This window comes from Aeromonas sp. R10-1 (assembly GCF_040908465.1).
GTDB lineage: Bacteria > Pseudomonadota > Gammaproteobacteria > Enterobacterales > Aeromonadaceae > Aeromonas > Aeromonas caviae.
Genome location: NZ_JBFODT010000006.1, coordinates 1 through 21,087, shown reverse-complemented (window position 1 = coordinate 21,087; position 21,087 = coordinate 1). Strand labels below are relative to the sequence as shown.

At 61.2% G+C, this 21,087-nt stretch carries 18 protein-coding genes, 1 pseudogene and 1 riboswitch; of the genes and pseudogenes, 13 read left to right on the top strand and 6 right to left on the bottom strand.

What is annotated here, in order from left to right; all coding sequences use genetic code 11:
- Nucleotides 1–162: 162 nt before the first annotated feature.
- Nucleotides 163–2,619: an acyl-CoA dehydrogenase FadE gene (gene fadE, locus AB5Y93_RS03530; RefSeq protein ID WP_368228815.1), complete on the bottom strand. Its 2,457-nt coding sequence runs from the start codon at nucleotides 2,617–2,619 to the stop codon at nucleotides 163–165.
- 252 nt (nucleotides 2,620–2,871) lie between these two features.
- Between fadE and lpcA the strand changes: the two genes are divergently transcribed.
- The 3 genes from lpcA to AB5Y93_RS03515 all read left to right on the top strand — a co-directional run bounded on the left by lpcA (nucleotide 2,872) and on the right by AB5Y93_RS03515 (nucleotide 4,997).
- A complete protein-coding gene (gene lpcA, locus AB5Y93_RS03525; RefSeq protein ID WP_039038837.1) occupies nucleotides 2,872–3,450 on the top strand; it encodes a D-sedoheptulose 7-phosphate isomerase in 579 nt (192 codons plus the stop codon).
- Between the two features lie 112 nt (nucleotides 3,451–3,562).
- A complete protein-coding gene (locus tag AB5Y93_RS03520) occupies nucleotides 3,563–4,360 on the top strand; it encodes a class II glutamine amidotransferase (protein ID WP_043154215.1) in 798 nt (265 codons plus the stop codon).
- A 301-nt stretch (nucleotides 4,361–4,661) separates the two neighbouring features.
- Nucleotides 4,662–4,997 carry an Hpt domain-containing protein gene (locus AB5Y93_RS03515; protein WP_010674144.1) on the top strand — a complete coding sequence of 112 codons (336 nt, stop codon included), beginning with the start codon at nucleotides 4,662–4,664 and terminating at the stop codon, nucleotides 4,995–4,997.
- 12 nt (nucleotides 4,998–5,009) lie between these two features.
- Here AB5Y93_RS03515 and yvcK read toward each other — a convergent pair whose 3' ends face one another.
- A complete protein-coding gene (yvcK, locus tag AB5Y93_RS03510; protein ID WP_029314269.1) occupies nucleotides 5,010–5,933 on the bottom strand; it encodes a uridine diphosphate-N-acetylglucosamine-binding protein YvcK in 924 nt (307 codons plus the stop codon).
- Between the two features lie 113 nt (nucleotides 5,934–6,046).
- On the opposite strand from yvcK, the gene AB5Y93_RS03505 reads away from it, so the two are divergent.
- Together AB5Y93_RS03505 and AB5Y93_RS03500 are read left to right on the top strand one after the other, a co-directional pair.
- Entirely contained in the window at nucleotides 6,047–7,228 is a 1,182-nt protein-coding gene (locus AB5Y93_RS03505) for an FIST signal transduction protein (RefSeq protein ID WP_041215518.1), read from the top strand.
- A gap of 18 nt (nucleotides 7,229–7,246) precedes the next feature.
- On the top strand, nucleotides 7,247–9,322 hold the full coding sequence (locus tag AB5Y93_RS03500; protein ID WP_324062397.1) for an ATP-binding protein: 2,076 nt from the start codon (nucleotides 7,247–7,249) through the stop codon (nucleotides 9,320–9,322).
- Between the two features lie 272 nt (nucleotides 9,323–9,594).
- Here AB5Y93_RS03500 and AB5Y93_RS03495 read toward each other — a convergent pair whose 3' ends face one another.
- From AB5Y93_RS03495 to narQ, 4 genes are all read right to left on the bottom strand, one after another.
- Nucleotides 9,595–10,170 (bottom strand): LON peptidase substrate-binding domain-containing protein, encoded by a 576-nt coding sequence (locus tag AB5Y93_RS03495; RefSeq protein ID WP_041212730.1) that lies wholly within the window; start codon nucleotides 10,168–10,170, stop codon nucleotides 9,595–9,597.
- Between the two features lie 302 nt (nucleotides 10,171–10,472).
- A complete protein-coding gene (locus AB5Y93_RS03490) occupies nucleotides 10,473–10,898 on the bottom strand; it encodes a globin domain-containing protein (RefSeq protein WP_039038868.1) in 426 nt (141 codons plus the stop codon).
- 145 nt (nucleotides 10,899–11,043) lie between these two features.
- On the bottom strand, nucleotides 11,044–11,682 hold the full coding sequence (gene narL, locus AB5Y93_RS03485; protein ID WP_368228814.1) for a two-component system response regulator NarL: 639 nt from the start codon (nucleotides 11,680–11,682) through the stop codon (nucleotides 11,044–11,046).
- On the bottom strand, nucleotides 11,682–13,394 hold the full coding sequence (gene narQ, locus AB5Y93_RS03480; protein WP_042882582.1) for a nitrate/nitrite two-component system sensor histidine kinase NarQ: 1,713 nt from the start codon (nucleotides 13,392–13,394) through the stop codon (nucleotides 11,682–11,684). Before narQ ends, narL begins: the two co-directional genes overlap by 1 nt.
- A 77-nt stretch (nucleotides 13,395–13,471) precedes the next feature.
- Nucleotides 13,472–13,611, top strand: a riboswitch (molybdenum cofactor riboswitch).
- On the opposite strand from narQ, the gene moaA reads away from it, so the two are divergent.
- From moaA to AB5Y93_RS03440, 8 genes and pseudogenes are all read left to right on the top strand, one after another.
- On the top strand, nucleotides 13,599–14,594 hold the full coding sequence (gene moaA, locus AB5Y93_RS03475) for a GTP 3',8-cyclase MoaA (protein WP_010674152.1): 996 nt from the start codon (nucleotides 13,599–13,601) through the stop codon (nucleotides 14,592–14,594). It overlaps the preceding riboswitch by 13 nt.
- A 251-nt stretch (nucleotides 14,595–14,845) precedes the next feature.
- Nucleotides 14,846–15,355, top strand: a complete 510-nt coding sequence (gene napF / locus AB5Y93_RS03470) for a ferredoxin-type protein NapF (RefSeq protein ID WP_368228813.1) — start codon at nucleotides 14,846–14,848, stop codon at nucleotides 15,353–15,355.
- Nucleotides 15,352–15,654, top strand: a complete 303-nt coding sequence (locus tag AB5Y93_RS03465) for a chaperone NapD (RefSeq protein WP_010674154.1) — start codon at nucleotides 15,352–15,354, stop codon at nucleotides 15,652–15,654. The genes napF and AB5Y93_RS03465 overlap by 4 nt, the downstream gene beginning before the upstream one ends.
- 189 nt (nucleotides 15,655–15,843) lie before the next feature.
- Nucleotides 15,844–18,333, top strand: a complete 2,490-nt coding sequence (gene napA, locus AB5Y93_RS03460; RefSeq protein ID WP_010674155.1) for a nitrate reductase catalytic subunit NapA — start codon at nucleotides 15,844–15,846, stop codon at nucleotides 18,331–18,333.
- Nucleotides 18,334–18,349: 16 nt separating this feature from the next.
- On the top strand, nucleotides 18,350–19,084 hold the full coding sequence (napG, locus tag AB5Y93_RS03455; protein WP_368211495.1) for a ferredoxin-type protein NapG: 735 nt from the start codon (nucleotides 18,350–18,352) through the stop codon (nucleotides 19,082–19,084).
- Nucleotides 19,081–19,956: a quinol dehydrogenase ferredoxin subunit NapH gene (gene napH, locus AB5Y93_RS03450; protein ID WP_368228812.1), complete on the top strand. Its 876-nt coding sequence runs from the start codon at nucleotides 19,081–19,083 to the stop codon at nucleotides 19,954–19,956. Before napG ends, napH begins: the two co-directional genes overlap by 4 nt.
- A complete protein-coding gene (locus AB5Y93_RS03445) occupies nucleotides 19,956–20,411 on the top strand; it encodes a nitrate reductase cytochrome c-type subunit (protein ID WP_041212738.1) in 456 nt (151 codons plus the stop codon). The genes napH and AB5Y93_RS03445 overlap by 1 nt, the downstream gene beginning before the upstream one ends.
- An 11-nt stretch (nucleotides 20,412–20,422) precedes the next feature.
- A pseudogene (locus tag AB5Y93_RS03440) lies at nucleotides 20,423–21,010 on the top strand (cytochrome c3 family protein); the annotation flags it as partial.
- Nucleotides 21,011–21,087: the final 77 nt, after the last annotated feature.

Genomic DNA, 21,087 nt, shown 5'->3' with positions numbered 1-21,087 from the left:
TGTGTGATCCTGTGCTTACCTTAACCGCTTCATTCAATATAGGAAACGGATTGATATCCAAAATATGATCCAGTCGGTTTCTCTTTCTTCGTATCGAATGCCATCCACCAGCCCTTTCATGAAAAACGCCTCCACAAGGGAGGCGTTCTGGCATCAGAGGCATCAAGCTGCCCTGTGATAGGCGGAGGCTTCAAACAGTGCCTTGTTGGCCACCAGGTCGACGGGATCGAAATCATCGACGTTGATGGTGCGAAGACGACTCTCCTCGGCACGCCGCAGCAGATCCGCTTCGGCCTGGTTGATGACACCGAGGCTCAGGCCCGCCTCTGCCACCTTGTCGAGCTGGGTGAAGGGGCGTTTGCTCCCTTCGGCCTTGCACACCTTGTCAAACAGCGGCTCTGCGGTCAGCACATCGTCCAGCGCCTGTTCCAGCAGCCCGAAGGGGTTGCCCTCCTCGCGCGTCAGATATTGGCCCTCGGCCAGACGGCTGCGCGTGGCACTTGGCACCTGGAGCAGGCGGGCCACCTGGCTGTCGAGCTTGTCGGAGGGACGCTTCAGGTCGCGACCAAGGGGTAGCACGATGGCGCGCAGGGCCAGACCAATCCAGCGATTCGGGAAGTTGCGCAGCAACTCGTCGATCGCTTCCTGCGCCTTGAACAGAGCGTCTTGCTGTGCCCAGTGCAGCAGCGGCAGGTCGGCTTGCTGGCGTCCTTCATCCTGATAGCGCTTGAGGGCGCTGGAGGCCAGATAGAGCTGGCTCAGCACGTCGCCGAGGCGGGCAGAGACCCGCTCTTTGCGCTTGAGCTCGCCACCCAGGGTGCCCATCGCCATGTCTGACAGGAAGGCAAGGTTGGCGGAGAGGCGAGAGAGCTGCTGATAGTAGCCCTTGGTCTGATCCTTGTAGGGCGCGGCGGCGAAGCGGGCACCGGTCAGCCCCAGCCAGAAGCTGCGCACCAGGTTGCTGATGGCAAAGCCCACGTGGCTGAACATCGCCTTGTCGAAATCTTTCAGCGCCTGCTCTTTGTCGGGGTGGCTGGCGGCCAGCATCTCCGGCAACACGTAAGGGTGGCAACGGATGGCTCCCTGACCGTAAATGATCATGCTGCGGGTCAGGATATTGGCTCCTTCGACGGTCACGGCGATGGGCGCCCCCTGATAGCCACGGGCCAGATAGTTGTTCGGCCCCATGCAGATGGCCTTGCCGCCATGGATGTCCATGGCATCGATGATGCACTTCTGGGCGCGGTCGGTGAGGTGATACTTGACGATGGCGGAGATGACCGAGGGTTTTTCACCGAGATCGATGCCGGTGACCGTCAGTTTGGCGGCGGCGCCCATGATGTAGGCGTTGCCACCCAGGCGTGCCAGCGGCTCTTCAATCCCTTCCATCTTGCCAATCGGCAGCTTGAACTGGCGACGGATGCGGCTGTAGGCTCCGGTGGCCAGGGCCAGCATCTTGACGCCGCCCGTGCTGTTGGAGGGCAGGGTGATGCCGCGGCCGACGGAGAGACACTCCACCAGCATGCGCCAGCCCTGACCGGCCATGGCCGGACCGCCGATGATGAAGTCGAGCGGGACGAACACGTCCTTGCCGCGGGTCGGGCCGTTCTGGAACGGCACGTTGAGCGGGAAGTGGCGACGGCCGATGTCGACCCCCTTGATGTGGGTCGGAATGAGGGCGCAGGTGATGCCGAGCTCTTCTTCCTCACCCAGCAGGTGGTCAGGGTCACGCAGCTTGAAGGCGAGGCCGAGTACGGTGGCGATGGGAGCCAGGGTAATGTAGCGCTTGTTCCAGGTCAGGCGCATGCCGAGCACCTCTTCCCCTTCCCACTCGCCTTTGCAGATGATGCCGAAGTCGGGAATCGAGCCCGCATCAGAACCCGCTTCCGGGCTGGTCAGGGCGAAACAGGGGATCTCCTTGCCGACAGCCAGACGGGGCAGATAGTAATCCTTCTGCTCGTCAGTACCGTAGTGTTGCAGCAGCTCACCCGGCCCTAAGGAGTTGGGAACGCCGACGGTGGAGGCGAGCACGGCGCTGGCGCCGCACAGCTTTTGCAGCACGCAGGACTGGGCGTAGGCGGAGAACTCCAGCCCGCCATATTTCTTCTTGATGATCATGGCGAAGAACTTGTTGTCCTTCAGGTATTGCCACACCTCGGGAGAGAGATCGGCACGCTCGTGGGTCACTTCCCAGTCGTTGACCATGCGGCACACTTCTTCAACCGGACCGTCCATGAAGGCCTGCTCTTCGGCAGACAGCGTGCTGACCGGAATGGCGTGCAGCTTCTTCCAGTCCGGGTTGCCGGCAAACAGATCCGCTTCCCACCAGGTCGTCCCCGCTTCGATGGCTTCCTTCTCGGTTCGGGACATCTCCGGCATGATGGACTTGTAGATCTTGAACAGCGGCTTGGTCAGCTGGTTGCGGCGAAACTCCACCAGATTGAGGGGCAGGGCTATCACCGCGAACAGCGCCCACACCAACAGGGGCACATGGCCATAGAAAGTGCCGGCGACCAGGGCGGCGGCCGTGGCAAGCGTGGCGGTGAACAGGGACGCACGGCGATAGGCCATGGCGCCGATCACCAGGATCACCCCGAGCAGAGTGAGGGTCGTCGTCATTGTTTGCTCCTTGCATGAATTGCCGAGGTTGGGAAATTGGCGTTAACTGATCCAGAGGTCTGACCTGTTGGATATGGCCCCTGTTGTAATTCATACGCACAAACTTATCAAGCTGTTTACAAGCCTGTTACCTTAGCTCTGTGATCGCCATAACGCGCTGCCCGCCCCATCTTGGCGGGCGGGGGGCGACGATTGGACTGGCTTGTGCGACAATGCCGCCACCCTATGTTGGACGACGAGATTTCAAGAACCATGTACCAAGAACTGATCCGCAACGAGTTGACCGAGGCTGCCAGCGTGCTTCAGGCGTTCCTGGCAGATGAGCAAAATCTGAAAAACATCGAGGCGGCGGCCAAGCTGCTCGCCGACTCCTTCAAGCAGGAAGGCAAGGTACTCTCCTGCGGCAACGGCGGCTCCCACTGCGATGCCATGCACTTTGCCGAGGAGCTGACCGGTCGTTATCGCGAGAACCGCCCAGGCTATGCCGGCATCGCCATCTCCGATCCCAGCCACCTCTCCTGCGTCTCCAACGACTTTGGCTATGACTATGTCTTCTCTCGCTATGTGGAGGCCGTCGGCCGTCGTGGTGACGTGCTGCTCGGCATCTCCACCAGCGGCAACTCCGGCAACATCCTCAAAGCCATCGAGGCGGCCCGTGCCAAAGGGATGAAGGTGATTGCCCTGACCGGCAAGGACGGCGGCAAGATGGCTGGTCTGGCCGATGTGGAGATCCGTGTGCCGCACTTCGGTTATGCCGATCGCATCCAGGAAGTGCACATCAAGGTGATCCATATCCTGATCCAGCTGGTTGAAAAAGAGATGGCCAAGTAATCAACGATCCGGGATTGAGAGGGGGTGATGGGTGACCATACCGGTCCTCTCGTCCAGCCGTGACGCTTGATTGACTAAACCAGAGTCAAGACATTCAGGGAGTGGATGGTATATGTGCGAACTGCTCGGCATGAGTGCCAATGTGCCGACCGACATCTGCTTCAGCTTTACCGGGCTGATGCTGCGGGGCGGCAAGACCGGTCCCCACAAGGATGGCTGGGGGATCACCTTCTATGAGGGGCGGGGTTTTCGCACCTTCAAGGATCCCGAACCCAGTGCCCAGTCTCCCATCGCCAAGCTGGTCCAGGCACTGCCCATCAAGAGCCGTGCCGTGGTCAGCCATATCCGGCAGGCGAACCGGGGGTGTGTCTCCCTGGAAAACACCCACCCTTTTACCCGAGAACTGTGGGGCCGTTACTGGACCTTTGCCCACAATGGCCAGTTGACCGGTTACAAGAAGCTGCCGACCGGGCGCCACCGTCCGGTCGGCGACACCGACAGCGAGCACGCCTTCTGCTGGCTGCTCGACAGGCTGGAGCACAAGTACCCCAAACGGCCGGCAAATTTCCCCGCCATGTTCCGTTACCTCGCGACCCTGTGCGACGAGCTGCGCGGGCTCGGGGTGTTCAATATGCTGCTGTCGGACGGAGAGTTCGTGATGACCTATTGCAGCAACAACCTTTACTGGTTGACGCGCAGGGCTCCCTTTGGCGAAGCCCGTCTGCTGGATGAGGATGTGGCCATCGACTTTCAGAGTGAAACCACGCCGAACGATGTGGTGACCCTGATCGCCACCCGGCCGCTCACCGGCAACGAGAATTGGGTGAAGATGGTGCCCGGGGAGTTCTGCCTGTTCAGGCTGGGTGAGCTGGAATATGGCAATGCAGCCAACTTGTTGAACCAGAAATAAAAAAATACCAGGGTAGATGTCTACCCTGGTTCTTCGCAGCAGCCATACAGGCAAAAAGGGATGAGAGAGGTGTTGCTGAGCCGCATCATTCTCATGGGTTGCATTGTTACTTTAATGTTAATTTTGTGACAACTTTTATCTCTCTCCATTCTGACTGACATACCGATAACTTGAAGCTGCTCACATTCTGGTGTCGCAAGAGCATCCGGAGCGATACGGGCATGCCCGAAGGACGGGTGACAGCGGGGCTGTGGGTCCGCTATATTGTGGTCTGTTTGAATACCATCATAGGGAAGAGAAGATGGAGTGGCTGGATCAGAAAGTGCTGCGACAACTGGCAGATGACATCGGTCACGAGATGATGCCGGTCGTCATCTCGGTGTTTGTCGAAGAGGTAGGCGAGCAGTTGGCCCAATTAAGGCCGCTTTTTGAACAGCGGGACTGGTCAGCCCTGGCGCGTCTTGCCCACAGCATGAAATCGTCCTGTGGCAGCTATGGCGCCAAACCCAGCTATCAGCAGGTGATGGATCTGGAGTCCGCCTGTCGCCGGGAAGATGAGCAAGAGGCCGGCAGACTGCTGGCGGAGCTGGAGCACTCCCTGCCCCAGGTCTTCACCCATCTGGCCCAGTTTCACTGATCCAGAAGGGCATCAGCCCGCCATGTCGCGCTCGCCAAGCCTGCTCAGGATCACTGTGTCGAGTGCCAGCCGCAGCTTGAGGCGGTCGTGGCGGTGGGGGAGGGCCGCTTCACCCAGCTCGGCCCGAACGAGGCAGTGCTGCAGCTCGGGTACCTGGGGGCCCTCGGGAGCCAGAATGGCATCGATCCGGCCGCTGCCTATCCGCTCTTCCAGCCAACGATGTTGACTGGACAGTGACAACTGGCCTGCCGGACCCTCTTCGTCCACCAGATTGCTGATGAACACGACGATGGCGCGGCTGCTGCGGATCGCCTCCGCAATTTCGCGCAGCAGCAGAGGAGGCATGATGGAGGTGAGGAAGCTGCCCGGCCCCAGGATGATCATGTCGGCCTGGCTCAGCGCCTCGACCGCTTCGCGCGTGGCGGGCACGACCGGTTTCAGGCTCAGGGCCCGTGGCGGCGTGGTGAGCTGATCGATGGAGACCTCCCCCAGGATCTGATCGCCACAGACGGTGTGGGCGCACAGATCGGTGGGATGCTCGGACATGGGCAGCAGATTGGGTTCAATTTCCAGCATGTCGCTGATGAGCCGGATGGCGTCCAGGGGGCGCACGCAGAGGTTGTCGAGGGCCAGCAGCATCAGGTTGCCGAGGTTGTGGCCCGCGAGCTCGCCGCGGCCGGTAAAGCGGTGCTCGAACAGCTGGCTACCGATGCTGGGGGTGGTCACCAGCTGGTTGAGGCAGTTGCGCAGATCCCCCCAGGCGATGCACTCCTGGCTTTTGCGCAGGCGTCCGGTGGAGCCGCCATCATCCGTGGTGGTGACGATGCCCGTCAGCCGGGATCCCAAGAACGACAGGGAAGAGAGCACCCGGCCCATACCGTGCCCGCCGCCGATGGCGACAACCCGGTCGAAGTCATTGATATTTTTCTGCCACATGCAGTGATCCCGTGGGAGGCCAGTGAGCACCATTCTAGTCTCCATGGCCAGGTAATTGTTTGATAAGGGTATGATTTTTGCTTGATGCCAGCATCCCGTACCCCTAGGAGACGATGTTGAACTTCCTGACGGCTCACTCGCTTGCCGAGACGACCCCACTGGCCGCCCAACAAGTTACAGAGCGGTTGCATGCCCAGTCATCCCATGTTCCATCGCTGTTGCTGGTCTATTTTACCCAAGCACACGAGGCGGCGGAACTGCGCCGTGCGCTCAAGGCACGTTTTCCCGATACCCGGCTGATCGGTTGCAGCTCCTGCGGCGGTATCCTGACCCAGGATGGCCATCATGGTCGGCATGGCTGGAGCCTGTCGGTCGCCGCCCTTTATGATGACAAGGGGGCCTATGGCGTGGCTGGCCAGATGGGGGATCAACCGGATGTGCGGGCATTGCTGCGCCGCGCCATCGCCGATGGTGGCCGACCGGGAGAGCTGCCGCAGCTCGTGTTGCTGCACACCAGCCCGGGGCTGGAGGAGGCTGTGCTCGCGGGGATCGACGCTGAGTTTGGCGCGACCGTTCCCGTCGTCGGCGGGTCGGCGGCAGACGATGGCGTGGCCGGGCAGTGGCAGCTGTGCTGGGACGAAGGGGAGGGATCACAAGGGTGCGTGTTGGCGGTGCTTTACCCCGACTGCCAACTGGCGTTCCAGTTTCACTCAGGCTATGTACCCACCGAGTGTCGCGGCATCATTACCGGGATAGACGGGAGGGAGGTGCTGACCATCGATCACGAGCCGGCGGCCCGGGTCTATGGTCGCTGGACCGAGCGTGCGACGCCCTGGCCGGTGGGCCCCATCCTCAGGGAGACGACGCTCTCGCCATTGGCCCGTCAGGTCGGCATGCTCGATGACCTGCCCTACTACAAGCTCTCCCATCCCGAGGCGGTGACGGCGCGGGAGGGGCTGCGCCTCTTTACCGAGACCCGACTGGGAGAGCGGCTGCTGCTCATGTACAGCAGCCAGGAAGGGTTGTTGCAGCGCAGCCTGAATGCGGTGAATATCGAGCCTGAATATGGCATGGCGAGCAATATGCGCCCCTTTGGCGCCCTGGTGGTGTTTTGTGCCGGTTGTCGGCTGGCACTGGGGGACAGGCTGGGGGACATCGTCAGTCAATTCAGTCAGAGGCTGGGTGAGATCCCCTTCATTACGCCCTTTACCTTCGGTGAACAGGGACGATTACCCCATGGTGAGCTGGCACACGGCAACCTCATGGTGTCGAGCGTAATCTTCCTCGAGAGCTGACACTGTGCTGGATTCAAGATGATAGGCAATAGCGAACTCGAAACCCTGGGTGACAAACTGCAAACCACGCTGGTGGAGCTGATGCGTTGCCGGGAGCGGGAGGCCAGATATCGGGAGGAGTCCCAAGCCCTGCTGTGCGGGGTGGCGACCCTGGCACAGGCCCAGAGTCTGGAGCAGGTACTGGAGAGTCTTATTCTTGCTCTCAAGCCCTTTATCGGATTCGAACAGGCGGATGTGGTTGCCTGGGAGGCCGTGGGGGGCAGCACCCATCTGAGCACCCAGCCGGACGAGGTGGGCCGGACTTGGTCGCTGACACCGCTCTTCTCCAGGGCCATCGAGGGGGAGACCCTGGTCATCTATGATCCCGCCCAACTGCCTGAGCTGGCGCCGCTGGCAGGGGCGCCGGGCTGGGCCAGCGTCATGATGACAGGCTTGCAGGGACCGGGGTTTTCCGGTGTGCTCATCTGCCGGCACAGCGTGGCGGGCACCTTCGATCTCAAGAGCAAGGCGGCGATGCAGCGTTGTCGCCCGCTCATCTCCCAGGCCCTGGTCAACATCGCCTATCGGGCTCGCCTGCAAGAACAGGTTGACCTCAAGACCCTGGCCCTGCAGGCCAGCGAACAGCGTTTTCGCAGTTTTGCCGCCATGGCCTCCGACTGGTTCTGGGAGACCGATCCCCAGCACAGGCTCAGCTATGTCTCTGCCCCTGGCTATCAGGGAGAGGTGCTGGCCCGCCAGACGGGGAGAAGCCTCTATGATTTTGCCCACGACAAGCAGGACCCGGCATGGAGCCACTACCGGCACCTGATCGCCCACCATCTGCCGGTGCGGGGAATGCGGGCCCAGGTGATGCTGGCGGGCGGGCCTTGCTGGATGGAGATCAATGCGGAGCCTTGCCATGATGCCGGTGGCCGCTTCCTCGGCTATCGGGGCACGGCGCGGGAGATAGGCAGCCAGATCCGCCGCGAGCAGGAGCTGGCGCGGGCGCGGGACGATGCCGAGACGGCCAACCGTGCCAAATCCCAGTTCCTTGCCATGATGACCCACGAGATCCGCTCTCCCATGAACGCCGTGCTGGGGATGCTGGATCTGCTGCAGCATGGCCGGCTCGACACTCCGCAACAGACCCTCATCGGCCATGCCACCCACTCTGCGCATCTGTTGCAGACCATCATCGACGATGTGCTCGATTTCTCGAAAATAGAATCACATACCCTGACGCTGCACTGTGAACCTTTTCAACCAGCTGAGCTGTGTCGTGCCCTGGTGGAGCCCTTGCAGGCACAGGCCAGTGCCAAGGGCATCACACTGCACTGGCATCTGGATGAGACGCTCCCTGAACGCCTTCAAGGGGATGCCGTCCGCCTCTCCCAGGTGATAGGCAACCTGCTTGGCAATGCCGTGAAGTTCACCTCCGTCGGTAGCGTGCGTCTGGCGTTGACCTGGGAGGAGGAAAAGCTGGGGGTCATGGTCAGCGACACGGGGATCGGCATCTCCACCGAGGATCAGGCGTTGCTGTTCGAACCCTTCTATCAGGTCGACAGTTCGGCAACCCGCCGCTTCTCCGGCTCGGGGCTCGGGCTGGCCATCTGCAGGCGGCTGGTGCAGCTGATGGGGGGAGACATTTGCGTGCAGAGCACGCCTGGGCTGGGAAGCTGCTTCTGGTTCGAGCTGCCCGGGATGGCCTCTCCCTGTGCTCCGGCCACCGCCCCCGGCAGTGAAGAGTGCGCCAGACTGGAGCTGGATGTGCTGGTGGTGGAAGACAGTCCGGTCAATCAGCTGGTGGTATCCCTGATGCTGCAGAAGCTGGTGTGCAGGGTGAGGCTGGCAGGCAATGGTCTGGAGGCCCTGGCACAAGTGGCGAAGCAGCAGCCGGACCTTGTCCTGATGGATATGCGGATGCCGCAGATGGATGGGCTGGAGGCGACCAGGCGCCTGCGGGACATGGGGTGCGAGGTGCCCATTGTCGCGTTGACGGCCAATGCCATGATGGAGGACAGGGCCCGCTGCCTTGCCCAGGGCATGAACGATTTTCTGGCCAAACCCATCAGTCTTGCCAGGCTGCGAAGCTGCCTGCTCCGCCATTGCAGGTGATGCCGGCCGATTTTGGGTAAAAAAAATGGTCAACCTGGTGGTTGACCAATTCTTCAGCAAATACTGAAGAGAGCACGGGATAAATCGGGTTGTACGGTTTTATATGAAAAAGTCGTGCCAACTTTTCAAAACCTGTTATTTGCGGCCTGTAGCTGAATTGTGTGTTATTTATCTCTACCGTGATTGCAAAATGCAATTCTCATTTTTTCATTATAAGAATGCAGTGCCGAGAATTCGCGTTTTGCAAACCAACCGTTGACTCACTCTTTGACTCACTGTGCGATCAGTCGGCGCAAGAACTGGCGCGCCGCTTCACTGTTCTGTTTGGCAATCAACATCTGTTTTTCATAGATCGGCATGGGCAGGATCTCGAGCCAGCGTTGGCAGAGCCAGGCTGCATCGTCGAACTGCTTGTCCGGGTAGAGCTCATCCAGTTCCGGGTATTGTGCAAAGACCTCTCTCAATCGGCTGACCAGCTGGTTGTCGCTGACATCAGAATCCGCACTAGGCCAGTTGGGCAGTGGCTCGACCTGGGCGTGCCTGAGGCCTGCGTCATCCGTTTCCATCTCGTGGATGCAGAAGCGTTCAAGGCCGAGCACGGTGACCCCGAGCAAACCGTCGTTGAGGGTATAAAAATCAGTCACCTTGACGCGGGTTCCGACCGGGAGAATCCGTCCGCAGGTACCCGTGCTGGTAGTCTCTTCCATCACGATGCCAAAACCCCGATCCTCGAGGAAGGACTCCTTGAGCATCTGCAGGTGGCGCGGCTCGAACAGGCGAAGGGGGAGCTTGCCGCCGGGCAGAATGTGGGACGGCAAGGGGAACAGTGCCAGTTGTTGAAGTTTCATGTTCCATCCTCCTAATCAGTCATTGCTGAATGTGACAATGCAGTGACCGTGCCAGAGAGAGGTGGCGTGGCGAAGGGGTGAGTCATTTCCCGTGGTTATTTTTAATATCCATTTAAAATCAATCTATTGTGATTTGATGTCGCGAATGCAGGCAAGGCAGTGCGAAAGGGATTCAGGTGAGGTGTTAGGGCGCCGAACATACCCTGTGTGCAGAATGAGTCTATTTTCGCATATTGCAAATTTGATTCATGCAAAATGCCTGTTACAGACCCATTCAGCGATTGGAGACAAAGGCCAGGGGATCAGGTTGTGAATTCGGTGTGCTGTGTCATGCCATCCAGCATCAGGGCGGCTATTTCGTCATACATCTGCGACCAGGCCTGTGCCAGTGCAGGGGTAAAACCACTGCCGAGACGCCGTGCCAGTACCTGGGTCAGTGCCTGTTTGAGCAGCGCAAACTGGTGGGGTTGAACGTTGAATCGCTGGTGACGCCTGCCGAGATCGCGAATGATGAAACCCAGTGCATCCAGCTGGGAGAGGCTGGTGATGACGGTGTTCAGGGTGTCCGACACCTTGGCAACGGGCAGCTCCTGATGTGGGGGAAAGAGGGCCCTGAGTTCGGGGGACAATCTGAACAGCTCTTCATACACCTCCTGGACATAGCTGTTGTTCAGGGCGCTCACCCTGCCCCAGGCTTTCTGGACCAGCTCTATCTGCTCAAAGGTCATGTCGATGTTTCCTTCCCGTGCGATGTCATGAAAATAATAATCCATCTACTCAATAGAGCACCGGGTTCCGCGCCATTTGGGGAAGAGGAGAGGGGGCCAGCAAGGAGGCACGGATGGTGGCCCCTTGCTGGCGGAGGCCGGAACCTCAGTTGCGCTGTTCCAGGTACATGACGGCTGCTTCGACGCGACTTTGGGCCTCGAGCTTTTTCAGCAGGCTTTTGACGTGGACCTTGACGGTTCCCTCGGAGATATGGAGCACGGAGGCGACCTGTTTGTTGGAGAGACCCTTTGCAATTTCGCGCAGGATTTGCATTTCGCGACGCGTTAAGCTCTCCAGCTTCTGCTGCAGGTGATCCAGTTCGTAGATGTTCTCGAGGTAGGGACGCAGCGGCTCGCTCAGGATCTGTTTGCCGGTCATCACGTCCGCCAGCTGGGCCAGCAGCATGTCTGGCTCGGTATCCTTGAGCAGGTAGCCGTCGGCGCCGGCCTTGAGCAGGGCAACCACATCCTGGCGGGCGTCAGAGACGGTCAGGATCACCACGCGGGAAGTCACCTCTTCGGCCCGCAGCGCCTTGAGGGTATCGAGACCTGACAACCCCTTCATGTTGAGGTCGAGCAGGATAAGGTCCGGTTCGGACTCCTTGGCCATGGCCACGGCGTCGGTGCCGTTGGAGGCCTCGCCAACCACGTCGATGTTATCTTCCAACTCCAGCAGTTGCACAATTCCCTTGCGCATCAGGGGGTGGTCATCCACGACCAGAACACTGTATTTCATCTCGTCCATCAGGCGTCTCTTGTTAGGCTGGTGGGAAAGGTCAGGTGTATGCGGGTGCCCCCGGAGGGCGGTTCACTGATGGTCAACTGGCCGCGCAATTTGCTGGCGCGTTCATTCATGATGCTGAGACCGTAGTGATTCACCGCCGAGCTTGCTCCCCTTATTCCAACACCATCGTCTGCAATCTGAACCTGGATGTTACCATCAGCCAGGGTCTCACAGCTAACGTCAATGTGCCGCGCGCTGGCATGCTTGATGGCATTGAGCACTGCCTCACGGATCAGCTGCAGGATGTGGATGTGCTGTCCCGCTTCAAGGTCGGTGTCCGTCAGTCCGTACTGGAGCCTGATGTCGGCGTGCGTCTGGGGTTTGAGCTGCTCGAGCATGACCGCGATGGCTTCACCCAGGTTGGCATCGCCGATGCTGAGGCGGAAGGTGCCGAGTAGTTCGCGCAACTGGGTATAGGCATTGCTGAGTCCCTCGTCGATCTGCTCCATGGCTGCCTCGGTCTTGGCCCTGTCCCCCTTGGCGAAGGAGCGCTTGAGCAGAGTGGCCTGGATCTTCAGGTAGGAGAGGGCCTGGGCGAGGGAGTCGTGCAGTTCACGGGCGATGACGGCGCGTTCTTCCATCAGCAGCAGGCGCTGGTGCTGCAGCAGGGTCTGATCCTTGTGTAGCACCTGGGCCAGCAACATGGAGAAGTTCTTCATCAGCCGCTCGTCGATGGGGTGGCCGCTTATCATGTCGAGCCGGCCGTACTCCTCGTCATCCATCTGCAGGTAGAAACTCACCACGGCGTCCAGATCCCCCGGCCACCCCTTTCGCCCTGTGATGTAGACCGGCATCGCATTGTGCTCGAAGCGGGTGAGGCGGATGTACTCGATGTGCTGGTGGGCGGCGGCCCGCTCCAGCAGCTTTTGCAGGGTGCGGCGGCTGAGGGGCGCCGCGTGCAGTTTCTGGGCGGTGGAATAGAGGAAGGAGAGGGTGTCGTTGGCCTGTTGCAGCTTGGCCGTTTTCTCCTCCACCTTGCTCTCCAGCTCCCGGTAGAGTTTGCCAAGCTCGTCGGCCATGGTCGCGAACGCCCCCGACAGCTCTCCCAGCTCGTTTTCACAGTGAGGGGGCAGGGTGAGATCGAATTCCTGACGCTGGATCTGGCGTGCGCAATAGACCAGCTGATTCAGGGGCGCCACCACCTGCTGGCGGGTGAAGCGCACCGTGCACCAGGCGATGGTGATGATGGCGAGCAGACCCAACCCCTCTGCCAGGGCCAGCATGCGCACCTTGAACTCCACGTGGTACTGCATCTGGTTGACGAAGTCATCGATGGCGGCGACGAACTGTTCCGTATTGTCGGTATAACGGCTGGGGGTGGCATTCTCGATGTGTTCGCGCATCACTTGCCATTGCAAGAGGACTTCACCATAGGTGCGGCGCAGGGAGGCGGGCGTGATCCAGCGCTGGGTCTCCTGCAGCTCGGGGGCATGAAGGGTCTGTTCAAACTGGGCGAGCCGACCGAGGACGACCTGATCCTTCTCGATTTCATAGGCCATGCGGTAGGCCTGCATGCGCAGGGATCCCGACAGGTTGATGGCCTTGGCATCGGGAACCGAATAGAAGAGGGTGACCATGGCCACCACGGCGATCAGGCTGGCCATGAACAGGATCAGCACCATGGAGCGACCGATGGCGCTGCTGACCGACTGCACTCTGAACCATTTTCCCATGCCGACCGGCTCCCTTTTCACCCACAAAGACCCACAAAGTAGCATGGGAGTGTACTCCAAGTTGTGCTAGCATCGAAAAACTAGATGAACTCCGAGCGATTTTGCCTAAGTCATTGAGATAGGGGGAGATCGCCGTCAGCCGATGTTCGAGCTGAAAGGGTCAGGAAAGAAATGCCCTGGCCTCCCGTATTTGGAAAGGTGTTTATGTTGCCACTTGAAGATGGTTTTTCCCGTCGCTTTTACTATTTGCGTCTGTCGGTCACCGACGTCTGCAATTTCCGCTGTACCTACTGTCTGCCGGACGGCTATCACCCGCCGAAAGGAGATGGTGAGGGGCGCCAGTCCTTCCTCTCCCTGGAGGAGATCCGTCGCGTCGTCTCCGGGTTTGCCGCCATGGGGACGCGCAAGGTGCGTCTGACCGGAGGCGAGCCCTCCCTGCGCCGCGACTTCACGGCCATCATCGAGACCGTGGCCAATACCCCCGGCATCGAGAAGGTGGCCATGACCACCAACGGGTATCGCCTCAAGGAGCGTGCCCGCGAGTGGTTCGATGCGGGGCTGACGGCCCTGAACGTCAGCGTCGACAGCCTGGATCCCCGCCAGTTCCACCAGATCACCGGCGAGAACAAGCTGGCGGAGGTGATGGCGGGGATAGACGCCGCCCTGAGTGCCGGTTTTCGGTCGGTCAAGATCAACGCCGTGCTGCTCAAGGGGCTCAATGATCATCAGCTCGAGACATTCCTCGCCTGGATCCGCGACAAACCCATCGAGCTTCGTTTCATCGAACTGATGCAGACCGGCGAGATGGACGCCCTGTTTCGCGACCACCATACCAGCGGTGAACTCATCAAGCAGCGCCTGCAAGAGAGCGGCTGGGTGCAGCAGCTGCGCGGCCTGGATGATGGCCCTGCCCAGGTGTTCACGCATCCGGACTCGAGGGGCGGGGTGGGGCTCATCATGCCCTACAGCAAGGATTTTTGCGCCGGTTGCAACCGGCTGCGGGTCTCCTCCAAGGGCAAGCTGCACCTGTGTCTCTTTGGCGACAACGGGGTGGAACTGCGGGATCTGCTCACCGATGACAGCCAGCAGGAGGCGCTGCAATGGCGTATTCGCCAGGCGCTGACCGGCAAGGCCGCCACCCATCGCCTCCATGAAGGCAATGCAGGCATGACCCCCCACCTGGCCTCCATCGGCGGCTGACAGCCGCCGTGCACCTCAAATAACCTTCGATTAATTATCAATCCTCACATAGGGGTAATTTACCTTGCCCCTGCTGTGTCTAATTGCGCCAAGGGTTTGATCCAGCGCAAGAATCCCCCCTGTTTATCTCCCTGGTGGTATATCCCCTGACTTGTCAGGGCCGCAATATACACCCACGCTTATAATTGGTATTGAAAATGCCAGTCACGGGATCCGCGCGGGGGCATCCGTCCCCGAAAAGAGGAGTCGATATGACCGACGGGGTCAACTTGTCACGCAGAGGCCTGTTTCGGGGACGCCTGAGCGCCCCCAAGGCCGGGATCCAGTTGCCCTGGTCCGTCTCCTGGGACGAGTTCGTGGCCGGCTGTACCCGCTGCGGCGACTGTCTGGCGGCCTGTCCGGAGCAGATCCTGATCAAGGGAGACGGGGGCTTCCCCACGGTGGATTTTCACCGCGGCGAGTGCACCTTCTGCACCGAGTGCGTCAGCGCCTGTCAGGCGCCGGTGTTCAGGCCGACAACCCAGACACCCTGGGAGTATTTGGCCCATATCGAGGCGGGCTGTCTGGCCACTGCCCAGGTGTTCTGCCAGCGCTGTCAGGACAGCTGCGAGCAGCAGGCCATCCGCTTTTCCCCCCGGCTGGGGCGCGTACCCACCCCCAGCATCCATGCCGAGTCGTGCAATGGCTGCGGGGCCTGCGTGGCGGATTGCCCGGTGGGCAGCATCAGCATCGGTCTGTCTCGTGGCGAGGCTTCGCGATGACCCAAGAGACGAACAAGTTGGAAAACGGTGATATGACGCGAGAAGAGTTCCATGTATCCAGCCTGGTGGTGCTGACCCAGCCCGATCTGCGCCACGCCCTGGCAGAGCGTATTGCGACCCTGGATGGGGCCGAGATCCACGCCGTCAGCGAGGAGGGCAAGCTGGTGGTGACCCTGGAGGGGCCGAGCCAGCGCCCCATCATGGCGGCCATCGACACCATTCAGGGGTTGCCCGGGGTGCTCTCTGCGGCCCTGATCTACCACCAGTTCGATGAAATGGACGCCGAAGATGGGGAATAAGGCGTCATGCGGCAGAAGCGCAAGAGTCGTTCGCTGACCGCCACGGGTAATACACGGGATGCCGGGTCTGTTGTCTGCGTTCGATGAACGAAAAGCCCAGAGCAAAGGAATAAAGCGCCATGGAGCTGAGCCAGCGCGGCTCGTCACAATGGCTGTCATTGATGTGATTAAGCAATGCGAGGATATGTCATGAAGCTGAGTCGACGCGACTTTATGAAGGCCAATGCGGTGGCGGCAGCCGCTGCCGTGGCCGGTGTCAGTGCCCCCACTCTGGCGGCGAACCTGATCACCAGTACCGACAAGACCGCCATCACCTGGGACAAGGCGCCGTGCCGCTTCTGCGGGACCGGCTGCTCCGTGCTGGTGGGCTCCCAGGCTGGCCGCGTCGTGGCGACCCAGGGGGATCCCGATGCACCGGTCAACCGTGGCCTGAACTGCATCAAGGGCTACTTCCTCTCCAAGATCATGTACGGGGAGGATCGCCTGACTCAGCCCATGCTGCGCATGACGAACGGCAAGTTCGACAAGAACGGCAACTTCGCCCCCATCAGTTGGGATCAGGCCTTCGACATCATGGCCGAGAAGTTCAAGGCGACCCTGAAAGAGAAGGGCCCGACCGCCGTCGGCATGTTCGGCTCCGGCCAGTGGACCGTCTGGGAAGGCTATGCCGCCGCCAAGCTGATGAAGGCAGGCCTGCGCTCCAACAACCTGGATCCCAATGCCCGTCACTGCATGGCCTCCGCGGTAGTGGGCTTCATGCGTACCTTCGGCATGGATGAACCCATGGGCTGCTACGACGACATCGAGCAGGCCGACGCCTTCGTGCTGTGGGGCTCCAACATGGCCGAGATGCACCCCATCCTCTGGTCGCGCATCTCCGATCGCCGTCTGTCCCACCAGGATGTGCAGGTGCACGTGCTCTCCACTTTCGAGCACCGCAGCTTCGAGCTGGCGGACAACGGGCTGGTGTTCACCCCCCAGACCGATTTGGCGATCCTCAACTACATCGCCAACTACATCATCCAGAACGACAAGGTGAACTGGGAGTTCGTCAACAAGCACACCCAGTTCCGCAAAGGAGTGACCGACATCGGCTACGGCCTGCGTCCCACCAACCCGCTGCAGCAAAAGGCCAAGAACCCGGACAGTGGCGACTCCACCCCCATGAGCTTCGAGGACTTCGCCAAGTTCGTGGCGGATTACGATCTGGAGTCCGTCTCCAAGCTCTCCGGCGTGCCCAAGGACAAGCTCGAGAAGCTGGCCCAGATCTATGCGGATCCGGACAAGAAGGTGGTCTCCTACTGGACCATGGGGTTCAACCAGCACACCCGTGGCGTCTGGGCCAACAACCTCTGCTACAACATCCACCTGCTGACCGGCAAGATCTCCCAGCCGGGCTCCGGCCCCTTCTCCCTGACCGGCCAGCCCTCCGCCTGTGGTACCGCCCGTGAAGTGGGTACCTTCGCCCACCGTCTGCCGGCGGACATGGTGGTCACGGATCCCAAACACCGCGCCATCGCCGAGAAGATCTGGAAGCTGCCGGAAGGCACCATCCCGGAGCAGGTGGGCTACCACGCCGTGCTGCAAAACCGCATGCTGAAAGACGGCAAGCTCAACGCCTATTGGGTGATGTGCAACAACAACATGCAGGCCGGCCCGAACATGAACGAAGAGGCGCTGCCCGGTTATCGCAACCCGGCCAACTTCATCGTGGTCTCCGACCCTTATCCGACCGTGACCGCCCAGGCGGCCGACCTCATCCTGCCCACCGCCATGTGGGTGGAGAAAGAGGGGGCCTATGGCAACGCCGAACGTCGCACCCAGTTCTGGCACCAGCAGGTGAAGGCACCGGAAGGGGCCAAGTCCGACCTGTGGCAGCTGATGGAATTCTCCAAACGCTTCACCGTGGAAGAGGTGTGGCCGGCTGAGTTGATTGCCAAGATGCCGGAAGTGAAGGGCAAGACCCTGTTCGACGTGCTCTATGCCAACGGCCAGGTGAACCAGTTCCCGAAAGAGCAGAGCAAGGGGGCCCTGAACGACGAGGCCGAGCACTTTGGTTTCTACGTCCAGAAGGGGCTGTTCGAGGAGTACGCCTCCTTCGGTCGCGGCCATGGCCACGATCTGGCGCCGTTCGATCAGTATCACGAAGCCCGTGGCCTGCGCTGGCCGGTGGTGGACGGCAAGGAGACCCTGTGGCGCTATCGCGAAGGGTTCGACCCTTACGTGAAAGCGGGGGAGGGGGTGCGCTTCTACGGCAAGCCCGATGGCAAGGCGGTGATCTTCGCGCTGCCCTATGAGCCGGCTGCCGAAGCTCCGGACAAAGAGTACGACATGTGGCTCTCCACCGGTCGCGTGCTGGAGCACTGGCACACCGGCACCATGACCCGTCGCGTGCCCGAGCTCTATCGCGCCTTCCCGGATGCGGTGCTGTTCATGCACCCGGAAGATGCCAAGGCCCGTGGCGTGCGCCGTGGTGAAGAGGTGATCGTCTCCTCCCGCCGGGGCGAGGTGAAGACCCGGGTCGAGACCCGCGGCCGCAACCGTCCGCCCAAGGGACTGGTGTTCATGCCCTTCTTCGATGCGAGCCAGCTGGTCAACAAGCTGACCCTGGACGCCACGGATCCGCTCTCCAAGGAGACGGATTACAAGAAGTGCGCCGTCAAGGTCATGAAGGCCTGAGGCGGGGGAGCGCGAGATGAGTCGTAGTCGGCGCCAGTTTCTGGCCGACATGGCCAAGGGGGCCTGCGGTGTGGGCCTGCTTGGCGTGGGGCTCGGCGGCGTGGCGCGCCAGCAGGTGCAGGCTTTGCCTGCCCAGGCGCTGCGCCCGCCGGCCGCCCTCGACGAGGCCGAGTTTCTCGGCGCCTGCGTGCGCTGCGGGCTCTGCGTCGAGGCATGCCCCTACGACACCCTCAAGCTCGCCCGGCTGTTTGAACCCGTGACCACCGGCACCCCCTACTTCAAGGCGCGCGCCGTCCCGTGCGAGATGTGTGACGACATCCCCTGCGTGGTGGCCTGCCCGAGCGGGGCGCTGGATAGGGCCATGACCGACATCGATCAGGCGCGGATGGGGGTGGCGGTGCTCATCGATCACGAGACCTGCCTCAACTACCTGGGGCTGCGCTGCGACGTCTGCTACCGGGTCTGTCCCCTCATCGACAAGGCCATTACCCTGGAGCTGCAACATAACCCGCGCACCGGCAAGCACGCCATGTTCCTGCCCACGGTGCACAGCGATCTCTGCACCGGCTGCGGCAAGTGCGAGCACGCCTGCGTGCTGGAGGCGGCGGCCATCAAGGTGGTGCCTCGCCAGCTCGCCAAGGGAGAGATTGGCCACCACTACCGGCTCGGCTGGGAAGAGAAGGCGAAGGCGGGCAAATCGCTCATCGGCGACAGGCTCACCCTGCCGACCCGCAAACCGGAGGGTCTATGAGTCGGTATCCAGGGGCCGAGGCCACGGCCAGGCTGGGGTGGTGGCGTGCCCACCGCTTCCTGCTGCTGCGCCGGCTTTGCCAGTTCGGGGTGCTGGGGCTGTTCCTGCTGGGGCCGCTCGCGGGCATCTGGATCCTCAAGGGCAACCTCTCCAGCTCCCTGCTGCTGGAGACGGTGCCCCTCACGGATCCCCTGACCCTGTTGCAGTCGGTGGCGGCGGGCCAGTGGCCCATCCCCACCCTGTGGCTCGGGGCCGGGCTGGTGCTCGCGGGTTACTGGCTGGTCGGGGGGCGGGTGTTCTGCTCCTGGGTCTGTCCGGTCAACCTGGTCACCGATGCCGCCGCCTGGCTCAGGGGGCGGCTCGGGCTCAAGGGCAATGGTCAGTTCAACCGCGCTACCCGCTACTGGCTGCTGGCCATGGTGCTGGTGGCGCCGGCCATGACAGGCGTGCTGGTGTGGGAGCTGGTCAACCCGGTGTCGCTCACCCTGCGCGGCCTGCTGTTCGGTATGGGGGCAGGCTGGGGCCTGCTGGCGGTGCTGTTCCTGTTCGACCTTTTTGTGGTGGAGCGGGGCTGGTGCGGCCACCTCTGTCCGGTGGGGGCCTTCTATGCCCTGGTCAACCGGGTCGGGTTCATCAAGATTGCAGCCTCGGGGCGCGAGCGGTGCAGCAACTGTATGGATTGTTATGCGGTCTGCCCGGAGCGTCCCATCCTGCGCGGCCCCGTTCACGGTGCCAGGCGTGGTCACGGGCCCTTGATTGCGGCTCAGGAGTGTACCAACTGCGGCCGTTGCATCGATGTCTGCGCGGAGCAAGTTTTTGAAATCACTGTAGGTTTTGCCGTCAAGGCAGAGAAAACGTCGGAGAACACATAATGAAGAAGCTGATTGGAGCAATGCTGGCCTGCCTGATGGCGGGTTCCTTGATGGCGGCCGTCCCCGAGATCACCAACAGCACGGGGGGCATCAAGTCGGAGCGGGGAAGCACGGATCTGGTGACGGATGCCGACGCGGCCCCTCTGAAGAACTTTCGCAAGGATGGCGACCTCTACGATCGCCAGTACATGCACCAGCCTCCGCTGATCCCCCACGACACCCGCAACTATGAAGTGGACAACAAGGTCAACAAGTGCCTGGCCTGTCACAGCTTCAAGAACGCCAGTGCCATGAAGGCCCCCAAGATAAGCCCCACCCACTTCGAGACCCGCGACGGCATGACCCTGGGCGAAGTCTCGCCGCGTCGCTACTTCTGTCTGCAGTGCCACGTGCCGCAAGCGGACGCCAAGCCGCTGGTGAACAATACCTTCAAACCGGTTGAAGCGCTGAACTGAGGAGCCCATAGATGAAATTACCCGGCTTTGTGAAGCGTCTGTGGACCACCTTCAAGTCACCGTCGAAGGCGGCCCTCTGGGTCATCCTGCTGATGGGCTTCTTCGGTGGCGTCATCTTCTGGGGCGGGTTCAACACCGCCATGGAAGCGTCCAACACCGAGGCCTTCTGCACCGGTTGCCACGAGATGAAGGACAACGTGTTCGTGGAGTACCGCGACACCATCCACTACGCCAACCGCTCCGGCGTGCGGGCCAGCTGCCCGGATTGCCACGTACCCCACGAATGGACCTACAAGATCATCCGCAAGGTGCAGGCCTCCAAGGAGCTGTGGGGCATGATCACCGGCAAGGTGGATACCCGCGAGAAGTTTGAATCTCACCGGCGGGAGATGGCCGAGCGGGAGTGGCAGCGGATGAAGGAGACGGATTCGCGGGAGTGCCGCAACTGCCACAACTTCGAGTACATGGACTTCTCCCTGCAAGGGCGTCGGGCCGCCCAGATGCACTCCACCAACCTGGCAAGCGGGGCCAACACCTGCATCGACTGCCACAAGGGGATTGCGCACCAACTGCCTGACATGACCGCTCTGCTGGCCTTCGGTCTTGTCATGTCCACCCGCCTTGTCCGCATCCCCAGGCTGGAAATCCAGCTCGGTCTGGGTCATGTCGATGGTCT

Coding starts and splice junctions, on each gene's coding strand:
- fadE (WP_368228815.1), bottom strand. CDS start 2,619: ATGACGACGACCCTCACTCTGCTCGGGGTGATCCTGGTGATCGGCGCC.
- moaA (WP_010674152.1), top strand. CDS start 13,599: ATGTTGCCACTTGAAGATGGTTTTTCCCGTCGCTTTTACTATTTGCGT.
- napF (WP_368228813.1), top strand. CDS start 14,846: ATGACCGACGGGGTCAACTTGTCACGCAGAGGCCTGTTTCGGGGACGC.
- AB5Y93_RS03505 (WP_041215518.1), top strand. CDS start 6,047: ATGTTGAACTTCCTGACGGCTCACTCGCTTGCCGAGACGACCCCACTG.
- AB5Y93_RS03520 (WP_043154215.1), top strand. CDS start 3,563: ATGTGCGAACTGCTCGGCATGAGTGCCAATGTGCCGACCGACATCTGC.
- AB5Y93_RS03490 (WP_039038868.1), bottom strand. CDS start 10,898: ATGACCTTTGAGCAGATAGAGCTGGTCCAGAAAGCCTGGGGCAGGGTG.
- narL (WP_368228814.1), bottom strand. CDS start 11,682: ATGGACGAGATGAAATACAGTGTTCTGGTCGTGGATGACCACCCCCTG.
- narQ (WP_042882582.1), bottom strand. CDS start 13,394: ATGGGAAAATGGTTCAGAGTGCAGTCGGTCAGCAGCGCCATCGGTCGC.
- yvcK (WP_029314269.1), bottom strand. CDS start 5,933: ATGTGGCAGAAAAATATCAATGACTTCGACCGGGTTGTCGCCATCGGC.
- AB5Y93_RS03445 (WP_041212738.1), top strand. CDS start 19,956: ATGAAGAAGCTGATTGGAGCAATGCTGGCCTGCCTGATGGCGGGTTCC.
- napA (WP_010674155.1), top strand. CDS start 15,844: ATGAAGCTGAGTCGACGCGACTTTATGAAGGCCAATGCGGTGGCGGCA.
- AB5Y93_RS03495 (WP_041212730.1), bottom strand. CDS start 10,170: ATGAAACTTCAACAACTGGCACTGTTCCCCTTGCCGTCCCACATTCTG.
- lpcA (WP_039038837.1), top strand. CDS start 2,872: ATGTACCAAGAACTGATCCGCAACGAGTTGACCGAGGCTGCCAGCGTG.
- AB5Y93_RS03515 (WP_010674144.1), top strand. CDS start 4,662: ATGGAGTGGCTGGATCAGAAAGTGCTGCGACAACTGGCAGATGACATC.
- AB5Y93_RS03500 (WP_324062397.1), top strand. CDS start 7,247: ATGATAGGCAATAGCGAACTCGAAACCCTGGGTGACAAACTGCAAACC.
- napG (WP_368211495.1), top strand. CDS start 18,350: ATGAGTCGTAGTCGGCGCCAGTTTCTGGCCGACATGGCCAAGGGGGCC.
- AB5Y93_RS03465 (WP_010674154.1), top strand. CDS start 15,352: ATGACCCAAGAGACGAACAAGTTGGAAAACGGTGATATGACGCGAGAA.
- napH (WP_368228812.1), top strand. CDS start 19,081: ATGAGTCGGTATCCAGGGGCCGAGGCCACGGCCAGGCTGGGGTGGTGG.